The following is a 19044-nucleotide window of genomic DNA, read 5'->3' on the forward strand; positions in this document are numbered from 1 at the left end:
ATCAGCCGTTCGGCCCGAGTCATCTGCTGACCAGCCAATGTTGCTGATATACCCAGACCCCCAATCCGCCAGTCGGGTTGGGGGTTTTTCTGTGTCCGGCTCCCTACGCAACAGCTTCCCCTCCCGGGGCTACATAAAAACGGGTGCTGGCCCAGCCTTCCGGCCAGACCAGCACCCGTTCAGCACTGGTTCTATTACTCGATACCGCCCATCCACTTTTTCAGTACCCGCGAGAAGAGAAACATAACGACCCCTCCCCCCAGCGTAAACAGAGCTACACTCTGAAACAGCTCCGGCATCTGGCTCACGTTTTCTTCGTCGAATCCGCCCGCAAAGAGTCCGGCAATCAGATTACCCAGCGATGACCCAACGAACCAGATTCCCATCAGCTGGCTGGTATACCGCTTCGGCGACAGCTTGGAGAAGGCGCTCAGCCCTACCGGACTCAGGAACAGCTCGCCCAGCGTAAAGAACAGATACGTCGACGTCAGGTACAGGGGCGACGTGCGCACACCGGTCAGGGCCAGCTTTGCCGCCACAATCATGACCACGTAAGCCAGCCCCAGCAGAATCAGGCTCGTGGCAAACTTGGCCGGTACCGAGAAGTCGATCTTCCGGTTAGCCAGAAACACCCACAGCCCGGCCAGCACCGGCGAAAAAATGAGGATAAATGCCGGATTCAGATTCTGGAACCAGCTTGAGGGCATCTGCCAGCCAAACAGGTTCAGGTCCGTATAACGGCTGGCAAAAATCTGTAGCGACGAGCCCTGCTGCTCGTTACCGGCCCAGTACATGGCCGCGGCCAGAAAGAACGCAAACAGCACGACTACCCGCTTTTTCTCGGTGGCATCGAGCCCACCCGCTACCAGAATGTACGTGAAATACCCCAGTGCAATCAGCGAGATAATGGTTCCCATGGCCTTGGCCAGCCCCTGAGCCGTTGTCAGGTCCAGTACGCCCGTCAGCTGCAGGCCGGCCAGCAGGGCTACCAGCACCGCCACGAAGATCAGCATCGACCGGTTGCCACTCGACGACTGCCCTGCTTCGGTGGGTTCCTTGGCTACGTACTGGCCCCGATCGCCCAGGTAGCGCTGCCCGAATGTACGGTAGGTGATGACGCCGAGAAACATGGCTATTGCAGCCGCACCGAAGCCATAATGCCAGCCCACTTTCTCGCCCAGATACCCCACAATTGAGATGCCGAGCAGCGAGCCGGTGTTGATGCCCATGTAAAAAATAGAAAAGGCGGCATCTTTACGGGCGCCACCTTCGGGGTATAACTCCCCCACAATACTGCTGATATTCGGCTTCAGCAGACCGGTGCCGATGGCCACCGTACACAGACCGGCATAAAACAGCCCCGGGCCCGCCGGCACAGCCAGTATGATATGACCCAGCATGATAATGATACCACCGTACCAGATCGATTTCCGCTGACCCAGCAGGTTGTCGGCAATCCAGCCGCCGGGCAGCGACAGTAGATACACCGATGCGGTATAGATGCCGTAGATAGCAGCCCCTTCCGGCTCGCTCAGGCCCATGCCGCCCCGTACGTTATCGATCAGGAAGAGCAGCAGGATGGCCCGCATCCCGTAGTAGCTGAACCGCTCCCACATCTCGGTGAAAAACAAAACGAAAAGCCCCATCGGATGCCCGAAAAGGGTGGCCTGACCGGCCGTTTTATTACTTACTGCTTCCATGCAAGTGGGTCTAAAGTCGGTTGATAAACCAAATAATATAGGTATGTAAACGAAAAAAATAACTGTAAAGATACTCCCAATGCCCGAAAAGCCGTCACGATTCCACCCGCTTGCCCCATCTTTGCGCCCGGTGCGCTTTTTGGACACTTTCGCCGATACAGACCTATGCTCCTCCCCTTCGACTTCCAGACCGAGCCTTACCTGATTCTCGATCTGTCGGCCACGAACCCCGATCTGGTGCCTGACCAGCGGGCGGGCCGGCTCCCCCTCGACCTGACCGATACCGCCCGTTTCAGCGATTATGTGTTTGGCCAGCTACAGGCTGCGGGCGCGCGGGTGGGCGTGGGCGGCTACAACGAACATCGGGTCATCTACCGCCGTAGTCCTCACTTTCAACAACAAGCCGAACCCCGCGAGATTCACCTCGGTATCGATTTCTGGGCGGAGGCCGGTACGCCCGTTTTTGCCCCGCTCGACGGTATTGTGCATAGCTTCCGGGATAACGATAACTTCGGCGACTACGGCCCTACTATCATTCTCGAACATCGGGAGGTCGTTCTGCCAGCTTTCGGCAGGAAACCGCTTTACAGCCTGTACGGACACCTGACGCGGGCTTCGCTCAACGGCCTGTATGACGGGAAACCGATTCGGACCGGCGAAAAAATTGCCGAAATAGGCCCCTATCCCGAGAACGGCGACTGGCCTCCGCATCTGCATTTTCAGCTTATGACCGATATGCTCGGGCTGCGGGGCGACTTCCCCGGCGTATGTACAGAAGCCGACCGGGCAAAATTTCTGGCCCTGTGCCCAAACCCAAACCTGCTTCTGGGTATTAATGGATTGTAAGGTATCATTCGCCAACTACCATGATCGCATTTGTTTATACCAATCTCAACGAAGCCTACCGCAGCCAGCTCCGCCAACAGTTGCCCGAGGCTGTTGAGCCGATTTTCCGGAACGAGCTATCGGCCGAACAATACCAGCCGGCTTTCCGGTCGGCCGACATCGTGCTGGGCAACCCGCCGGCCGACTGGTGGACCAACCCGCCGGTCAAGTTGCAATACTGGCAGCTCGACTCTGCCGGTTTTGATGGGTATCAGGGGGTGCAGGTGAAAGCGCAGGTGGCTAATATGGGCGATTACTTTGCCTGGCCCTGCGCCGAAACGATTGTGGCGGGCATTCTGGCGCACTATCGGCATATCGATGAGCTGGCCGTTCTGCAGAGTCAGCGTCAGTGGTCGGGCTCAGCCGTACGCGCCAAACTCGGTCTGCTGCGCCGGAAGCAGGTTATTATTCTGGGGTCGGGGGCCATCGGTCAGGCCGTTCGGCAAATGCTGCTCGGCTTCGACTGTAGCGTCCGGCTGCTGGCCCGCACCGATCCGGCCGCCGAACTCCACTCGGTCGACGAGCTGAAGGCGGCTCTGCCTGCAACCGATCTGGTTGTCAGCACACTGCCGGGTTCGGCTAAAGGCTTATTCTCGGCAGAGCTGATCGGCGCCATGAAACCCGGCAGCGTTTTCGCCAATGTGGGTCGGGGCAGTACCGTCGACGAACCCGCCCTGATCGCGGCTTTACAAACCGGCCAGCTGGGGGGTGCCGTTCTGGACGTAACCGCCACCGAACCCCTCCCCACCGACAGCCCGTTCTGGACCCTACCCAACGTGGTGCTGACCCAGCACACCGCCGGTGGCCAGCCCAACGAGGATGCCGGTAAGGTCGATTTGTTTCTGCGCAACCTGTCCCGCTTTCTGGATGGTCTGCCGCTGGAGAATGCCGTGGAGCTGGGCAAGGGCTACTGAATTTGGTGAAAAACACCCGTGGCCACGATCGGTAAAGGGTCGTGGCCACGGAAAACACTTATTTCAAGCTACTCAGGTAAGTCTTGTTGCCGTTTTTATTGATGTAGTACTTACCGCCACGGGGACCGGTATAAACGGTTTCGCCGTTGGGGCCTTTGCTACTCCGATCAACCGGAGCTTTGTAATCGGCGGGCGAGGCTTTCTCTTCTCTCGGCTTAGCCCTGGACGTTTTGGGTTCGTTTTTGGCCAGTTTGCTGTCGGCTTTGGCTTCTTTCGTGACGACGTTGTCGGCTTTGGCCGCTTTATCGGCTTTCTTGTCGGCCTTGTCTTTTTTCTTGTCAGATTTGTTTTCGCTGGCGCCCAGGTCGTCGCCCTTGGTTTTCTTCCGGTCGGCTTTCGCGTCCTGTTTCTCGTCTTTTTTACTGGTTTTCTCTTTTTTAGCTTTCTCTTTCTTGGGTTTGGAGTCCTGAGCTGAACCAGGGTAAGCAACCAGGAGGCAGAGCAGCAGGCTCCAGCAGGCAAGCATCTTTTTCATACGAATGTAGTGTTACGATGGTATTGATAAGTTACGGTGGTACTCAATGCCACCGGCGCGAAAACTACCTATTATTTTCAATAAAGTATATAAACCGTGATCGACTCTCCTGATTCGCTTGTACGACTTCCGCCCTTTTTTGTGTATTTTTGATAGCTCTACGCGCCTGTTTCCTATGACACTGACCGACCAATCGCCCGTCGATTTTCTCAAACGTTATTATGGGTACGACCGCTTCCGGCCCATGCAGGAAGACATTATCCGGTCTATTCTGAGCGGGCGGGATACGGTCGTTCTTATGCCGACCGGGGGCGGCAAGTCGGTCTGCTTCCAGATTCCGGCCCTGATGCTGCCCGGCGTTACAGTGGTGGTATCGCCCCTGATTGCTCTCATGAAGGATCAGGTTGGCGCCCTGCACCTGAACGGCATCCCGGCGGCCTACATCAACAGCACCCAAACCAGCCGGGAGCAGCGCGACATTGAAGAAAACTGCCTCAGCGGTAAGCTGAAACTGCTGTACGTATCGCCCGAGAAACTCCTGACCGACGCCTTTTTCATCTTTCTGAAACGCATCCGGGTGTCGCTGTTTGCCATCGACGAAGCCCATTGTATCTCGTCGTGGGGGCATGACTTCCGACCCGAGTACACCCAGCTGAATGTACTGAAAGAACACTTCCCCGACGTACCGACCATTGCCCTTACCGCTACCGCCGACAAGCTGACCCGGCAGGATATTGCGCAACGGCTCGGCATGAACGACCCGGCCGTTTTTCTGGCTTCGTTTAACCGAACCAACCTGAGCCTGCAGGTGCTGCCCGGCCAGAACCGCCTTCAGCAGATTATACGGCTGCTCCGGCAAAAACCCGACACGTCCGGCATTATTTACTGCCTGAGCCGTAAATCGTGCGAGACCCTGGCCGGCAAGTTGCAGGAGAAAGGCTTCGGAGCGGCTTTCTACCATGCCGGCATGTCGTCCGACGAACGCGCCAAAACGCAGGATGCCTTTCTGCGCGACGACGTACGCATCATCTGCGCCACCATTGCCTTCGGTATGGGCATCGACAAATCGAACGTGCGGTGGGTGATTCATTATAACATGCCCAAGAACATCGAGGGCTTTTACCAGGAAATAGGCCGGGCCGGACGAGACGGCGCTCCGGCGCAGACCGTACTGTTTTACAGCTTTGCCGACGTTGCTACCTACAAGGACATGCTATCGGAAAACAGCCCGGCTAACCTCCACCTTCAGCTGGCCAAACTGGAGCGGATGCAGCAATATGCCGACGCCCACACCTGCCGCCGGCAGATCCTGCTCTCCTACTTTTCGGAGGAACTCCCCGAACCCTGTGGCAACTGCGACGTGTGCCGCGACCCGCGCGTAACCATCGATGGCACGGTACTGGCCCAGAAAGCACTGTCGGCGATCGTCAGAACGGGCGAACGCGTACCGATGAACCTGCTGATCGATATTCTGCGGGGGTCGCGCAGTCAGGCTATTCTGCAGGGTGGCTATGATCAGATCAAAACCTACGGCGCGGGCCGCGACCTGCGCTTCGACGAGTGGCGGAGCTACCTGCATCAGCTCATCAACATCGGTGTGATCGAGATCGCCTACGATAATCACTACGCGCTGCGCCGGGGCATTCTGGCCGACCAGGTGCTGTACGCGGGTCGCAAGATCAACCTCGTCCGGCCCGACGATGTGCCAAAGGCGGTGGTCGAAAAACCAAAGACCAAAACCGAAACCCAGCGCGACGATCTCTTCGAACAACTGCGCGCCATCCGGAAGCAACTCGCCGACCAGCAGAATGTACCGGCCTACGTCATCTTTACCGACACGACCCTCGAAGATATGGCCCGACAGCGCCCCACAACGCCCGACGCCCTGCGCAACGTGAGTGGAGTGGGTGAACGGAAGCTTCAGCTGTTTGGTCGTCAGTTTCTGGATGTCATCGTCAGCTACGTACGGGGCCGGACCGAGTCGGGCGAAAAACCCAAAGGATCGACCCAGCTATTAACGCTCGATTTGTACAACCGGGGCCTCAGTATTGATGAAATAGCCGCCGAACGCCAGCTGTCGCCGGGGTCGATTGCGAGCCATTTGATTCAGCTGTCCAGGGGGGGCTACGACATCGATCTGGACGGCCTGCTGGCCGATGCGGTAACCCCGCCGGAACAGCAGGAAATTGAGCAGGCAATTACGGCAGTTGGTATGCCCGAGGGTCGTTTAAAAGCCGTTTTCGACGCGCTTGGCGGTCGTTATACGTACACCCAACTGGCCCTGGTAGCCGGGGTTCTGAACAGATAAAATACAAATTCAGGCCGGACCGTTGGATAATTCTTAGATGACCCGTTTGGTAAGTAGCGTCCGACTAGGTATCTTCGTACATATTGAGCCGAAAAACCCGTTCTAATCACACGGGTTTTGTCGTCTCTATGTGTCACAACAAATACCGTTATTTTGATAAAAGAAGTTGGCTTTTCACTGCTCATGGCCGCCCTTAAACCGGGCGTTGGTTTGCCCCCTTTCGGGTCAGATACGAGCCGAATACTTCCGTCGTCGAACGGCCTGGACAACCCCTCGCTGCTGGTTGTCGACTCCACCAAACGCGTTTTCCCCATCTATTTCTGCGGTGAAGAAGTACCGGTCGATGAACCTCGCGTATCGCGCCGGTGGCTACAAACTCTCCGGACATACGGCGCTCAACAGGAGTGCCTGTTCGACCTTCGCAAACGGGCATCGACTTTCTTCCCCATCATCGATCCCATTCTCCGGAAGTACAAAATCCCCCGCGATTTCCGGTTCATGCCGCTGGCCGAAAGCGCCCTTGTCAATGACTGCGTATCTCCCAAAGGAGCCTCGGGCTATTGGCAGCTCATGCCCGGCACCGCCCGCGAACTCGGTCTGAAAGTTGGCAATGGCGTTGATGAACGGAACGATCTGCAAAAAGCAACCGTAGCGGTATGTCGGTACCTGCACCAGCTCTACGGCGAACTGGATTCCTGGACCCTGGTAGCCGCGGCCTATAACGGTGGTATTACCCACGTGCAGAACCGCATGGAGCAGCAGGGGCACTCCAATTTTTACCGGCTCCGGCTGCATCGCGAAACGAGCCACTACCTGTTCCGGATTCTGGCTTACAAAGAGCTGCTTAGTAACCCGCGTCAGTATACGCTCCTGCTTCGGAACTCAACCATCGCCGAGCTGACCCGTCCGCTGCCAAGCTGGAATAAACCACTCGCCACCCCGCGCAAGATCAAAGACGCCCCAACGGTGGAGCTGGTCGACGAAGACTATACGGATCCGACCTGGGGGCCACGACCCAATCGGGCGCTGACCCAGACTCCTTCTGACACCCAGCAACTCATTGCGATGGCGGCCGCGGCCAAAACCAATCCTGATGCGGGCCTCGAAGACACGAGCAACAAGTTGCCTATTAAGAAACTGATGATGGGGCTGACCGTTCTTCGCTTCCGCCGTCCCCGCTTTTTACAGTTGAAAAAAGGGGAAGGAATTCGTCCATTACACTTCTGGGACTGGCTCTAGATCCTGCTCTGATTTTATCCTGTTTGATGGTGCTGTTCCTGTATGGATGGCACCATTTTTGTTTTAATCAGTAACAAAAAAAAGTGTAACAGTATAGTGTAACCCTAGACTAAAATCTAAGTCACAACCTTAGAGCGTTACCACTTTTACCTGCCGTACGATGAACTTGTCTGCCTCTTTAGTACTGGCGACCGGACTGGTCGTGGCTAGTATATCGTCTCATCCTGGGTACGGGCCGCAGCTTTCTGGTCTGAATACGGGTGCAGACGCAAGAAATGAACTTGTACTACCTACGTTTGATCCGGGCCTGCGGTCAATGCTCCCGCCGGTGTATTTCTGCGGGGAGTCAGTGCCTTTACATGAAGAAGCCGTAGCGCGCCGACTTGTTTCGGCGCTGGTACGCAACACCGCCCAAAACCGGGCTATCTATCAGATGCGGCAGCGGGCTACCCGCTTTTTCCCAATCATCGAACCTATTCTGGCCAAGCATCGGGTACCGCTCGACTTCAAGTATCTGCCACTGGTCGAGAGTGCGCTTACGGGACTGGCCGTTTCGCCCAAAGGCGCCGTGGGGTACTGGCAGTTTATGCCGGCTACCGCCCGCGAACTGGGCCTGAAAATAGACGGCCGTGCTGACGAGCGACAGGACCTCGTCAAGTCAACCGACGCGGCCTGCCGGTACCTGCGCTTTCTGTATAACCGACTGGGTTCCTGGACGCTGGCGGCTGCGGCCTACAATAATGGCATCGGCGCCCTGCTGGGCAACATCCGCCGACAGCAGCAACGCGATTATTATTACCTCCGGCTGAACGCCGAAACGGGGAAGTACCTGTACCGGATTCTGGCGTTTAAAGAATTATTTTCCAATTACAAGGCTTACCAGGCCATCATTCCGGACCATATGATGGCCTACCTGAGCGAGGCCACTCCACCCGACACCGGCGAAGAAGAGGTGCTGATTCCGGAGGTTGTCGTTGACGAAGCCACGCGCACAGCCCTGAATACGCCCGTTCAGCCATCGACAGCCAGCTCCCGCGATATGGACATCCCGCTGCCCAACGCGGCCGACGTGTTCCGGGGTGGTATAAAGGCGCGTCTGGTCGAATCGACAGGTCTTATCAGGGGGCAAATCTGGGTGTTTCACCTGACCCGCGACGGTATGGCCGATGGCAAAGAAGTAGAAGAAGGAGACGTTTTGTACGCGGTTGTTGAGGATATAGACCCCAAAACGAACCGGCTGTACCTGCGGGCCGATAAACTGTATTCGGCCAGCGAGAAACACACCTACAACCTGGCCCTGAGCGCCGTTGATGCCTCCACCGGACGTATCGGCATTAAATTACCCGATGTCGACCAGATTAAGTCAGGCTGGATTCTGACCTGGAAAGCTTTATAGACCGGTCGAACTAAACCCCGGCTCCGCTTCGTTGTCAATGGGTTACACTATCACTCAACTGTTTTGACGCCAGCAACACAACGTATCTTTCCGGTCTTTTTCCTTATTGTGCTGTCGTTTTCGGCGGCCGTTGCCCAGAAGAAGGCGGTTACCAAAAAGGGAAGTACGACCCGAACGGCTCTTATGCAGCCTCGCCCGGCTCTGGGTCTGGTTCGGCCACACTTCTGCGGGGAAATAGTGCCTACCCAGCAGGCCGATGTGTCTGCCAAACTAGCCATTGCCCTGGCCGGTAGCTCGGGGTATGCCCGGCATCTAAGCGCCCTCAAAGCCCGCTCGGCCCCCTTCTTTGCGGTTATTGAGCCGATTTTGAAAAAGCATAGCATCCCGAACGATTTCAAGTATCTGCCGTTGATCGAGAGTGCCTGGCAGGCCAATGCAGTATCATCGGCCGGAGCGGTTGGGTACTGGCAGTTTATGGACCAGACGGCGCTGGATATGGGGCTGCGCATCGATCCGGGTAACGATGACCGTACCGACCTGCGCAAGTCGACCGAAGCGGCCTGTAAATACCTGAAATTCCTGTACCGGAAACTGGGTTCCTGGACGCTGGTCGCTGCCGCTTACAACGGGGGCGTCGGTATGGTTGAGCGCAAGATTACCCGCGTGGGGCATCGCGATTACTACTCGATGACCATGAATGCCGAAACGGGCTACTATCTGTACCGCATTCTGGCCATGAAAGAACTGTTTACCAACCCGGCCTACGGACTCGGTAACCAGGGGTTGCTGCTGGCTTCGGCCGGCAATCCCTACGACGCCGAACGCGAGCAGGCCCGGCGCATGGGCTGGCTTCGGGATAGTGACCCCGAACCGGTAGGCACTCCCATCGAAACATCGGACATAGCCCCGCCCAGTCGGAGTGAAGCCCTGGTGATGGATAGTGTGCTGGCCCAGTTACTGAAAGACAAACCCGCTACCACACCCGTATTTCTCGGCGACGTGTCGGCGAAGCTGGTTCGGGCCGGGCAGCGGAAAATAGGCCAGAGCTGGGCTTTTTCTCTACTGGATGATATCACGGTCGACGGAGACGAACTGAAAGCGGGCGACCTGCTCTACGCGGTCGTTGATGATATTGATGCCAGGGGCAATTTATTCCTGCGCGCCACCAAAGCCATTTCACCCGCCACCAGGCAACCTATTCCGCTGGTGCTGACGGCTATCAACCCCAGCACCGGGCTCGCCGGCATTCCCTGCCCCAAGGTCGTTAAACCCGGCTGGGTTGTTCAATGGAAACTGTAACCCCACGGCCCGATTCGGGTCTGGTTCAGGGGCGTGCCAACTCCCGTTTGTACGTATCGATGGCGCGCTGCCGCGCAAACGCATGATCGATCATGGGAGCCGGGTAGCCAAAGCTGTTGAATTCCGGCACCCATTTACGAATGTATTCGCCTTTGGGATCGAACTTCTGCGCCTGTAACGTGGGGTTGAACACCCGGAAATAAGGAGCCGCATCAACGCCCGACCCCGCAGCCCACTGCCACCCGCCGTTGTTGGCCGCCAGATCGAAATCGCGGAGTTTCCGGGCAAAGTACGCTTCGCCCCATCGCCAGTCGATCAGCAGATGCTTGATGCAAAAGCTGGCTACAATCATCCGGACGCGGTTGTGCATCCAGCCCGTCTCGTTAAGCTGCCGCATGCCCGCGTCGACAATGGGGTAACCCGTTTCGCCCGCACACCACCGCTCAAACTCCGCTTCGTTGTTACGGAACTGAATACGGTCGTACTCGCGCCGGAAAGCGTGTTTCTCTACGTGTGGAAAATGATCGAGTACCTGGAAATAAAAATCACGCCAGGCCAGCTCCTTCAGAAACGTCAGCGATGTTGCTTTAGCCTGCCGGGCCAGGTCACGGATGCTGATGGTGCCGAACCGCAAATGAATACCCAGCTCGCTGGTACCGGCCTGGGCCGGATAATCGCGCATTTTCTGGTAAGCCTGCAGCAACTCGGCCGAAACCGTTGGTTTAGGATACGACTCGCCCAGGGGCTTGAAATTCATCGCTTCCAGCGTCGGAATCTCGGGGGGGGCAATCCGATAAACGTGTTGGAAGTAGGACTCGGTTGGGTAAGACTGAAGCTGAAAATCGTCCAGTTTGTTCAGCCAGTTGTTGCTGTAGGGCGTAAAGACGGTATACGGCGACCCACTGCCGGTCAGCACTTCGTCATGGTCCAGCAGCGCGTGGTCTTTACTGGTATAGAACTCGATACCCCGTTCGGCCAGCCGGTCACGAACCTGGGCGTCGCGCTCTTTGGCGTATACTTCGTAGTCGTAGTTGGCGTACACCTCCGCTACGGTATATTCCTGGGTCAGCTGCTGCAACACGTCGAGCGGTTCGCCGTAGCGGGCTACCAATCCCGACCCCATCGCCATGAGCTCTTTGTTGATCCGGTGAATTTCGGTGTGAATGAACTCGACCCGCCGGTCGCGCCGGTCTTCGAGCCGATCCAAAATCAGCCGGTCAAATACGAACACGACAAGAACAGGGTAGCCACTTTTCAGCGCGTAATAGAGCGCGGCATTATCGTGCAGACGCAGGTCGCGCCGGAGCCAGCAGAGGGCAATGGGTTGGGGCATTGTACAAGACGGATTATGGCATGCCAACCGCTCGTTTTACTGAAATGTTTGACAAAAAACGGGTAGAACCCCGAGCCGTAACGCGGCCAGTATGGCCTGCGATGGGACTGGTTCTACCCGTTTCTACCAGCGCGTAACGCTGTTATTCTGGCTGGAAGCGCAGACGGACGGTATGCAGCTCGGCGGCATCGCTACCGTACCCTGCCAGCTTCTTACCGGTCAGCTGCTTCACAAGACTATTATTTATCTGCTCATTCTGGCTGAATACCTCAAGCTGACACAGCTCGTTATCGGCATTGACCCGGAATTGAATCACAACAACACCCGGCCGCTGACTTGGTCTCAGCGCGTCGGGATAAGAAATGTACTTCGCTAACTGCTGCTCCATCGTGACTTTGGGAGCTTTGGTTTTGCGGGTTTTTGTCGGCGTAGCGTAGGCTTGCGTCGCCAGGAAGCCTACCAGCGTAAGAAGAAAAAGGGACTTTTTCATGACTTCGTTATTTTATAGATGAACAATGCCCACTCGCCCAAATCCCTCTGCCGAGTCGTAAGGACTAATGTTATGTCAATATTACTCAAATATTAACCCAATGTTATCAAAATGTGAATAAAAATTTTCAGCGGTCAGTAAGCTCCTTCCTGCATCAACAGCTAAGCTACGTTTGTTCCCGTGATTTTGGGCACATACATACCCTTTAGAGGTGTTTTACGCCCATCACCCGGCTTTTACTTCCTTGTCGATCAGCTCTCCAATGTTACCCAAATGTTAACAAATTGGTCGAGTGGACTTAACATTGGGATAAAATAGACCTACGCCCGCCTGCATCAGGCAGTCACCTGAGCCGTAGTGTAGCCGGTATGGGGTAACAGCTATTCTTTATCTTTAGCGGTACCAACCCCTCCTGCATGAAAACGCCTGCCCTTTTCCTGATTTGTTACATTACCTCCATTGCTCTGTTTGCCCAGATCGATCCCGCCCGCGTAACCATTGCCCGCGACGCGTATGGGGTACCGCACATTTTTGCCCAAACCGATCCTGAAGTAGCCTATGGGCTGGCCTGGGCCCATGCGGAAGATGATTTCAAGACCATCCAGCTGCTGGTACTCCCCGCCAAAGGCATGCTGGGACGGCATCTGGGGAAACAGGGGGCCACGGCCGATTACGTAGTCGAGTTGCTCCACGCTCCCGAACTGGTAAAGGAACGGGGCGAAACTGCACTGGATCCCGACTTCACAGCCGTACTTACCGGCTACCTGCAGGGCCTGAACGATTACGCCCGGGCGCATCCGGCCGAGGTGCTGGTTCGCGGATCGTTTCCGGTCACGCTGAGCGATTACCTGAAGGTATCGGTGTTATCGCTGTCGGTTATATCGGGCGTAGACCAGGCGCTGCAGCGCATCTACGGCAATCAGGTACCGTTGGTCGACTTCATGAAGAACACCGGCTCCAACGCCATTGCTGTTCACCGGAACAAAACCACCGAAGGCCAGACCATGCTGGCTATCAACTCCCACCAGCCGCTCGAAGGGCCCGTGGCCTGGTACGAAGCCCACTTGTGCAGCGAACAGGGCTGGAACGTATTGGGAGGCCTGTTTCCGGGCGGAGCAACGATTTTCCACGGGGTCAACGAGCACCTTGGCTGGGCCCATACCGTAAACTACCAGGACAAAATCGATATCTATCAGCTCCAGACCGACAAGGCCCATCCTAACCAGTATTTCTTCGACGGGCAATGGCTGCCGCTGGAGGAGAAGCGGGTTCGCCTGCGGGTCAAAGGCATTCCCGTAGCCATCGGCCGGAAAGCTTACTGGAGCCAGTACGGCGCTACCATCAAAACCAAACGGGGCTGGTTTGCCATCCGGACCGGTGCCAATCAGGAATTGCGGGGTCTGCAGCAGTGGTACCGGATGAACAAAGCCCGTTCGTTTTCCGAGTTCCGGCAGGCGCTTACCATGACGGCTATTCCGGGCTTCAACATCGTTTATGCCGATGCCGATACGATCTATTACGTCAGCAACGGCAAGATTCCCTATCGGAACCCGGACTACGACTGGAGTGGCACCTTGCCCGGCAATACCTCACGCACCCTCTGGACCCGCTTCCGGCCGCTGGCTGACTTTCCGCAGTACCTGAACCCACCCGGCGGCTATCTCTTCAACATGAACAACACCCCTTTCAACGCTACCGCGCCGGCCGATAACCTCGACCCCGATGCGTTTGACCAGACCATGGGCTACGAGCGCTGGAATACGAACCGCAGCGTCCGGTTCGGCGAGCTAATCAGCCAGTACGACAAGCTCAGCTACGCCGACTTCAAACGCATAAAGTACGATCTGCAACTTCCCAAACGGCTCTCGTACGCCCAGGGCCCCGACGCCAATGCCCTCTTCGAGCTGGACCCCGATGCGTATCCGGATATTCGCGACCTGATCTACAACATACGCACCTGGAACCGGCAGGCTACCGTCAACAGCCAGGGCGCGGCAGCCTTCCTGGTTTTCTATCGCTACTGGCAGGATAAGCTCAGCAAACAGACAACAGAAAAAACGGTACTCACGGCCGACGACTGCGCGGCCGGACTGCGCCATGTGCAGGCCTATCTCCGGAAACACTTCGGCCGGACCGACATCGCGCTGGGCGATTACCAGAAACATGTTCGGGGCAAAACCGAGTTGCCGATCTGGGGGATACCCGATGTACTGGCCTCCATATACGCCAGCCCCTACCGGCAGGGTCAGGTTCGGAGCAGCCAGGGCGAATCGTACATTTCGCTGGTGCGGTTTCCCCGGACGGGCCTGCCGCTGATCGAAACCATCAACTGTTTCGGCGCGTCGGGCCGTCCCGATAGCCCGCACTACACGGATCAGATGGCCTTGTTTGCGGCTCAAAAAACAAAGCCAATGACGCTGGACAAGCAGGAGGTACTGCGCACGGCCAAACGCATCTATCACCCCGGCCAGTAGCGAACCATCAGACGGTAGCTACGTTTCTGCGGCTGTATTTTTTCCGGTATTCAAGTGGCGTAAGTCCGGTAATTTGCTTGAATACTTTCCGGAATGTTTTTACATCATTGTAGCCCGCGTTGTACATCAGTGAGGTTACATCATCTGCGTTTTTTTCGAGCGCTTTTTTGGCTGATTCTATTTTGACGCGCTGCAAATATTCAAGCGGTGTATTCTGCGTCGCATTTTTAAACCGGCGAATAAAATTCCGCTTGCTCATATTGGTTTGTTCGGCAATCTGATCGACGGAAATAGGCCGGTGGTAATTTTTTTCGATGAAGGTCTGCGCCTTCAGGATGGCCTCGTCTTCGTGTTGCCGCTGGCCCTGAAAAACAACAAAATAAGCCTGACTGGACCGGTCGAGATCGATGTTGAACATACGGCTCACCCCGATACTCACTTCGTGCCCGCAGAACTTCTCGATCAGGTACAGAATCAGGTTCCACGATAGTAAAGCCCCGCCACTGGTATAGATGCCATCCCGATCCGTCACGACCGCATCGGCCAGAACCTGTACATCGGTATAGCGTCGCTGCATGTCATCGATGGCCATCCAGTGCGACGTACAGGCTTTTCCGGACAGAATACCGGCTTCGGCCAGCAGATAACTACCCAGACACAGACTGGCAATCTCGATACCGGCTGCGTGTTTGGTCCGGAGCCAGTCCAGCATACCGGCTTTCCCGGCCAGGGCCAGATCGGGGCTTCCGTAGAAGGCAGGCACCAGGATAAGATCCGTATCCGTTACCTCATCCAGCGTTTTGTAGCAGATCAGTTGAGCGGGTACGTTTAATTGAATATGCTTCGATTTTTCGCTGACCAGTTCTAGACTGAATGCCGGCGATTTGCCTAATTGCTGCAAATACCCATTGGTAGCCAGCAGCAAGTCGATAGCGCCGGAAACCGACGACAAAACCGCATCTTCGTAAACAAGTAACGAAATTCGTTTCATAATTTTTTCAGGAATAGAGAAAGAAAAGGCGCTTTTCAGCTGCGCTGTACAGACACTCTAAAATACGAATTTATGCGCTACTTTCCATCCATTTTTCGGACCAGAATAACCGAAAAACGGGCCGTTGAATAGATCTTTTCCGAACGCAAAAAAGTCGTCTTCAGGCGGGCTGAAGACGACTTTTCGGAATGCATTTCTGGTATGATGAAGTCCTGATGATCAGGCGGTTTCCAACTCACGCTCGGTTTTGCGGGAACGGGAGCGGTCGTGCTGTAACCGGAGCAGGATACGCTCTTTGATCCGCATCCAGCGCTCGTACAGTTTCGACTCTTTCAGGAAGTTCCAGTTCTCGGTTTTCTGTTCCGGTTTCTTATGCTCTTCCGGATCGTAGAGCATACCGGTGCAGAGGCAGTGCTTGCGGTTGGTACGGGTCAGAATATCGAAATTGGCGCAGGTCTGGCAGCCTTTCCAGAAGGCCTCATCACCTGGCAATTCGCTGAGCGTAACCGGCTGATAACCAAGATCGGAGTTGATCTTCATTACGGCCAGGCTAGTGGTAATACCAATGATCTTGGCGTTGGGAAAGCGACTCCGCGACAGCTCGAACGCCTTGGCTTTGATGCGCGTAGCTATGCCGCTCTTCCGATGCTCGGGACGAACAATAAGGCCGGAGTTGGCTACGAACTTACCGTGTTCCCAGGTTTCGATATAGCAAAACCCAACCCATTCGCCCGCCAGCGTAGTGGCCACAATGGCCTTACCTTCGAGCATTTTTTCCATAACGTAAATGGGCGAACGCTTGGCAATACCGGTTCCCCGGGCCTTGGCGCTTTCTTCCATTTCGCGGCAGATTGTTTCGGCCAGTTGCAGGTGGTTTTCGCTGGCAACCTGCACCATGTATTGATCGTTGACTATTTCGGGCGTTATCATCGTCGTTTATCAGGCGGGTATGAGCCGCAACGCGGAGACGGTGTGATCCGTAGGGGTTACAAAAAAAGTTAGAAAAAAAGACGAGGGGAGTCCACCACGTAGGCAGACAGAGCTATATGGTCCTTTCGGACCTAAACCGAAATGGCGTAGTATGGAAGAAGGTCGGTATGAAAACGAGCTTGGCCATCGGTTGTGCGCAAATAACGCGGACAATGTTCGGGATATTATCCGGGTCGTGCAATAGATTAAACGGTTTTTTTACAGGATAGTTCGCAACTGGCAAAAACATAAGTCCACGACAGCGAGTACAGCTAGTTCGCGGCATCACGAATCATGCCGATCCGCTGTCAACGTTACGAATGGCTCCGTCTTTTACCCCGCCTGCTTATGCCCTGACACTCAGCCAGAGCCGACCGCTTCGCTACGGTGTTTTTTTCTATCTGTACGTCATGCAGGGCATTCCGTCGGGCTTCTACCTGACGGCGCTGGCCAACTATTTTACGGCCGAAGGGGTCAGCCCCGACCGGGTTGGTTCATTCATTGCCATCATCGGATTGCCATGGGCGTTTCAGTTTATCTGGGGTCCGCTCATCGACCGTTTTCAGCACTCGCCCCTGGGCCGTCGCAAGCCCTGGGTGGTGGGGTCGCAGCTGATGACCGTGCTGGCTTCCTGTAGCTTACTGGCCGTACGTAATCCGGTGGCCGACATTGGCCTGCTGGGCTGGTTGTTCTGCGCCCGGAGTGTATTTGCCGCCATTCAGGACGCCAGCGTCGATGCCATGGCCATTACCGTTATTCCTGATGACGAACGGGGCCGCGTCAATGCCTTCATGCGAGCCGGGTTTCTCATCGGTACCGGCATTGGGGCGGCCGTTTTTGCCGTACTCCTGCGCCGATACGGGTTTCATGGGGCGGCCCTGGCGCAGGTGGGCTGTTTGCTGACAGGCGTCCTGCTGATGCTGTTCATCCGCGAACGACCCGGCGATCAGCTGTTTCCATCCTGGACCCGGCGCAGCAGCCAACGCCCGCCGAAACCGGTTGTCCGCCAGGCTGAGCAGCCTGACTATACGTTCCGCTGGCTGATAACCGAGTTGTTCAGAGGACTTCTCTCCCGACAGAGTATCCTGCTGTTCGGCGCTATCCTGATGGCTTATACCAGCGTATCGCTCTTTGCCCGGGCTTATAATCACCACCTGATCGACAACCTGGGTTGGAAAGACGAAGACCTGTCGGTACTGACGGGGACGTACGGCATGGTGGTCGCTACCATGATTGCCCTGACCGGCGGGTATCTGGCCGACCGGGTCGGAGCGCGCCGACTGCTGGTGCTGATGGTATTCATGGTTGCCCTCTATCTGCTGGGGTTCAACCTGCTGTCGGCGCAGTGGATACAGCGGCCGCTGGCCCAGACGGGGCTGGTCGCCCTTTATTTCATGGACCCGGCCATCAGTGCGGCCGCCATGCCCGTTCTGATGGCCATTTGCCGGAAAGGCGTCGAAGGCTCCCAGTTTACTACCTACATGGCTTTTGTGAACCTCTGCGACATTGCGGGTACGTTTCTGGCGGGCAATGCCCTGCTGCATCTGGCGGCTCCGACCATTGGGTTGGGGGCCGGTTTACTGGCGGCAGGGGCGGCTACTATCCTGCTGCTCACAATAAGACGGGCTGGCTCCAGGTGAGTCTGGCACGTTATGAATTTGGTGCGTAGCTTGCGATAGACCAACCGTACGGCCATGCTTACCCTCCGCAAAAATCTTTACCGGATTCTGGAAACCTCGACGGGCAAACGCCGGGGTATCAGCCTGATTTTTAACAGCGTACTACTGTCGATCATTACGCTGAACGCTCTTGCCATCGTGTTGCATACGGTGCCCGATTATAACCGGCGCTACGAACGGCTTTTCTACGACTTTGAGCTGTTTTCGGTCGGGTTCTTTACAATCGAATACCTGGTTCGGCTGTGGGTATGCGTCGAGAACGAGCGGTACCATCACTGGTTCTGGGGACGGCTTCGGTACATTGTCTCGACCCGGGCTATTATCGACCTGCTGGCTATTTTCCCGTTCTACTTTACGCTGTTTGCTACCGACCTGGCCGTTGTGCGGATTCTGCGCCTGTTCCGCATTTTCCGGCTGTTTCGTATCTCGAAATACTCGCACGCCTTCCGGGTCATTGCGGCCGTCATCAACGATAAGAAAGAAGAGCTGATTCTGGTGCTCACCTTCGTGGTGTTCATGCTCATCATCGTATCGAGCGTCATGTATTATGTAGAGCACCCCATTCAGCCCGATAAATTCAGCAGCATTCCGGCTACGATGTGGTGGGGGGCCAGCGCCATGACCACCGTCGGTTACGGCGACGTTTACCCGGTGTCGCCCCTGGGCCAACTCATTGGTGGTCTGTCCGCTATGATGGGTATTATGCTGTTTGCACTACCAACCAGTATCCTGGTATCGGGTTTCTCGGAACACATGCGAACCCGCAAAGGCAGCCCCCGGCAACGCTGTCCACATTGTGGGGCGGAGATTTGAAATCCGACCCCGACCTGCT

15 protein-coding genes are annotated in these 19044 nt (G+C 56.0%); 9 read left to right on the forward strand and 6 right to left on the reverse strand.

The window, feature by feature from the left end; all coding sequences use genetic code 11:
• Positions 1 to 194: 194 nt before the first annotated feature.
• Positions 195 to 1700 (reverse strand): peptide MFS transporter, encoded by a 1506-nt coding sequence (locus EQG79_RS07030; RefSeq protein ID WP_077920804.1) that lies wholly within the window; start codon positions 1698 to 1700, stop codon positions 195 to 197.
• Between the two features lie 165 nt (positions 1701 to 1865).
• On the opposite strand from EQG79_RS07030, the gene EQG79_RS07035 reads away from it, so the two are divergent.
• Entirely contained in the window at positions 1866 to 2546 is a 681-nt protein-coding gene (locus EQG79_RS07035; RefSeq protein ID WP_129600880.1) for a peptidoglycan DD-metalloendopeptidase family protein, read from the forward strand.
• Positions 2547 to 2566: 20 nt separating this feature from the next.
• Positions 2567 to 3499: a D-2-hydroxyacid dehydrogenase gene (locus EQG79_RS07040; RefSeq protein ID WP_129600883.1), complete on the forward strand. Its 933-nt coding sequence runs from the start codon at positions 2567 to 2569 to the stop codon at positions 3497 to 3499.
• Between the two features lie 58 nt (positions 3500 to 3557).
• Here EQG79_RS07040 and EQG79_RS07045 read toward each other — a convergent pair whose 3' ends face one another.
• Positions 3558 to 4034: a hypothetical protein gene (locus tag EQG79_RS07045; protein ID WP_129600885.1), complete on the reverse strand. Its 477-nt coding sequence runs from the start codon at positions 4032 to 4034 to the stop codon at positions 3558 to 3560.
• Positions 4035 to 4209: 175 nt separating this feature from the next.
• Here EQG79_RS07045 and recQ point away from each other — a divergent pair, with 175 nt between their 5' ends.
• The 4 genes from recQ (at position 4210) to EQG79_RS07065 (ending at position 10276) form a co-directional block, all read left to right on the forward strand.
• Positions 4210 to 6342: a DNA helicase RecQ gene (gene recQ / locus EQG79_RS07050; protein WP_129600888.1), complete on the forward strand. Its 2133-nt coding sequence runs from the start codon at positions 4210 to 4212 to the stop codon at positions 6340 to 6342.
• A gap of 183 nt (positions 6343 to 6525) precedes the next feature.
• On the forward strand, positions 6526 to 7581 hold the full coding sequence (locus EQG79_RS07055) for a lytic transglycosylase domain-containing protein (RefSeq protein WP_129601156.1): 1056 nt from the start codon (positions 6526 to 6528) through the stop codon (positions 7579 to 7581).
• A 349-nt stretch (positions 7582 to 7930) separates the two neighbouring features.
• Positions 7931 to 8977 carry a lytic transglycosylase domain-containing protein gene (locus EQG79_RS07060; RefSeq protein WP_317126237.1) on the forward strand — a complete coding sequence of 349 codons (1047 nt, stop codon included), beginning with the start codon at positions 7931 to 7933 and terminating at the stop codon, positions 8975 to 8977.
• 63 nt (positions 8978 to 9040) lie between these two features.
• A complete protein-coding gene (locus tag EQG79_RS07065) occupies positions 9041 to 10276 on the forward strand; it encodes a lytic transglycosylase domain-containing protein (protein WP_240699291.1) in 1236 nt (411 codons plus the stop codon).
• A 25-nt stretch (positions 10277 to 10301) separates the two neighbouring features.
• On the opposite strand, the gene EQG79_RS07070 is transcribed toward EQG79_RS07065, so the two are convergent.
• Both EQG79_RS07070 and EQG79_RS07075 read right to left on the reverse strand, forming a co-directional pair.
• Positions 10302 to 11609 carry a cryptochrome/photolyase family protein gene (locus EQG79_RS07070; protein ID WP_077920798.1) on the reverse strand — a complete coding sequence of 436 codons (1308 nt, stop codon included), beginning with the start codon at positions 11607 to 11609 and terminating at the stop codon, positions 10302 to 10304.
• 142 nt (positions 11610 to 11751) lie between these two features.
• Positions 11752 to 12099, reverse strand: a complete 348-nt coding sequence (locus EQG79_RS07075) for a hypothetical protein (RefSeq protein WP_077920797.1) — start codon at positions 12097 to 12099, stop codon at positions 11752 to 11754.
• Between the two features lie 416 nt (positions 12100 to 12515).
• Here EQG79_RS07075 and EQG79_RS07080 point away from each other — a divergent pair, with 416 nt between their 5' ends.
• Entirely contained in the window at positions 12516 to 14573 is a 2058-nt protein-coding gene (locus tag EQG79_RS07080) for a penicillin acylase family protein (protein ID WP_129600891.1), read from the forward strand.
• Positions 14574 to 14580: 7 nt separating this feature from the next.
• Here the strand turns inward: EQG79_RS07080 and EQG79_RS07085 are convergent, their stop codons facing one another.
• Both EQG79_RS07085 and EQG79_RS07090 read right to left on the reverse strand, forming a co-directional pair.
• A complete protein-coding gene (locus EQG79_RS07085; protein WP_077920795.1) occupies positions 14581 to 15564 on the reverse strand; it encodes a GlxA family transcriptional regulator in 984 nt (327 codons plus the stop codon).
• Positions 15565 to 15783: 219 nt separating this feature from the next.
• Positions 15784 to 16494 carry a GNAT family N-acetyltransferase gene (locus tag EQG79_RS07090; RefSeq protein WP_077920794.1) on the reverse strand — a complete coding sequence of 237 codons (711 nt, stop codon included), beginning with the start codon at positions 16492 to 16494 and terminating at the stop codon, positions 15784 to 15786.
• A 359-nt stretch (positions 16495 to 16853) separates the two neighbouring features.
• Here EQG79_RS07090 and EQG79_RS07095 point away from each other — a divergent pair, with 359 nt between their 5' ends.
• Together EQG79_RS07095 and EQG79_RS07100 are read left to right on the forward strand one after the other, a co-directional pair.
• Complete coding sequence (locus EQG79_RS07095) at positions 16854 to 18173, forward strand: MFS transporter (RefSeq protein WP_129600895.1); 1320 nt, start codon at positions 16854 to 16856, stop codon at positions 18171 to 18173.
• Between the two features lie 54 nt (positions 18174 to 18227).
• Positions 18228 to 19025, forward strand: coding sequence for an ion transporter (locus EQG79_RS07100; RefSeq protein WP_077920916.1), 798 nt, complete (start codon positions 18228 to 18230; stop codon positions 19023 to 19025).
• Positions 19026 to 19044 lie beyond the last annotated feature (19 nt).

The organism is Spirosoma sordidisoli (assembly GCF_004138325.1).
Classification (GTDB): domain Bacteria; phylum Bacteroidota; class Bacteroidia; order Cytophagales; family Spirosomataceae; genus Spirosoma; species Spirosoma sordidisoli.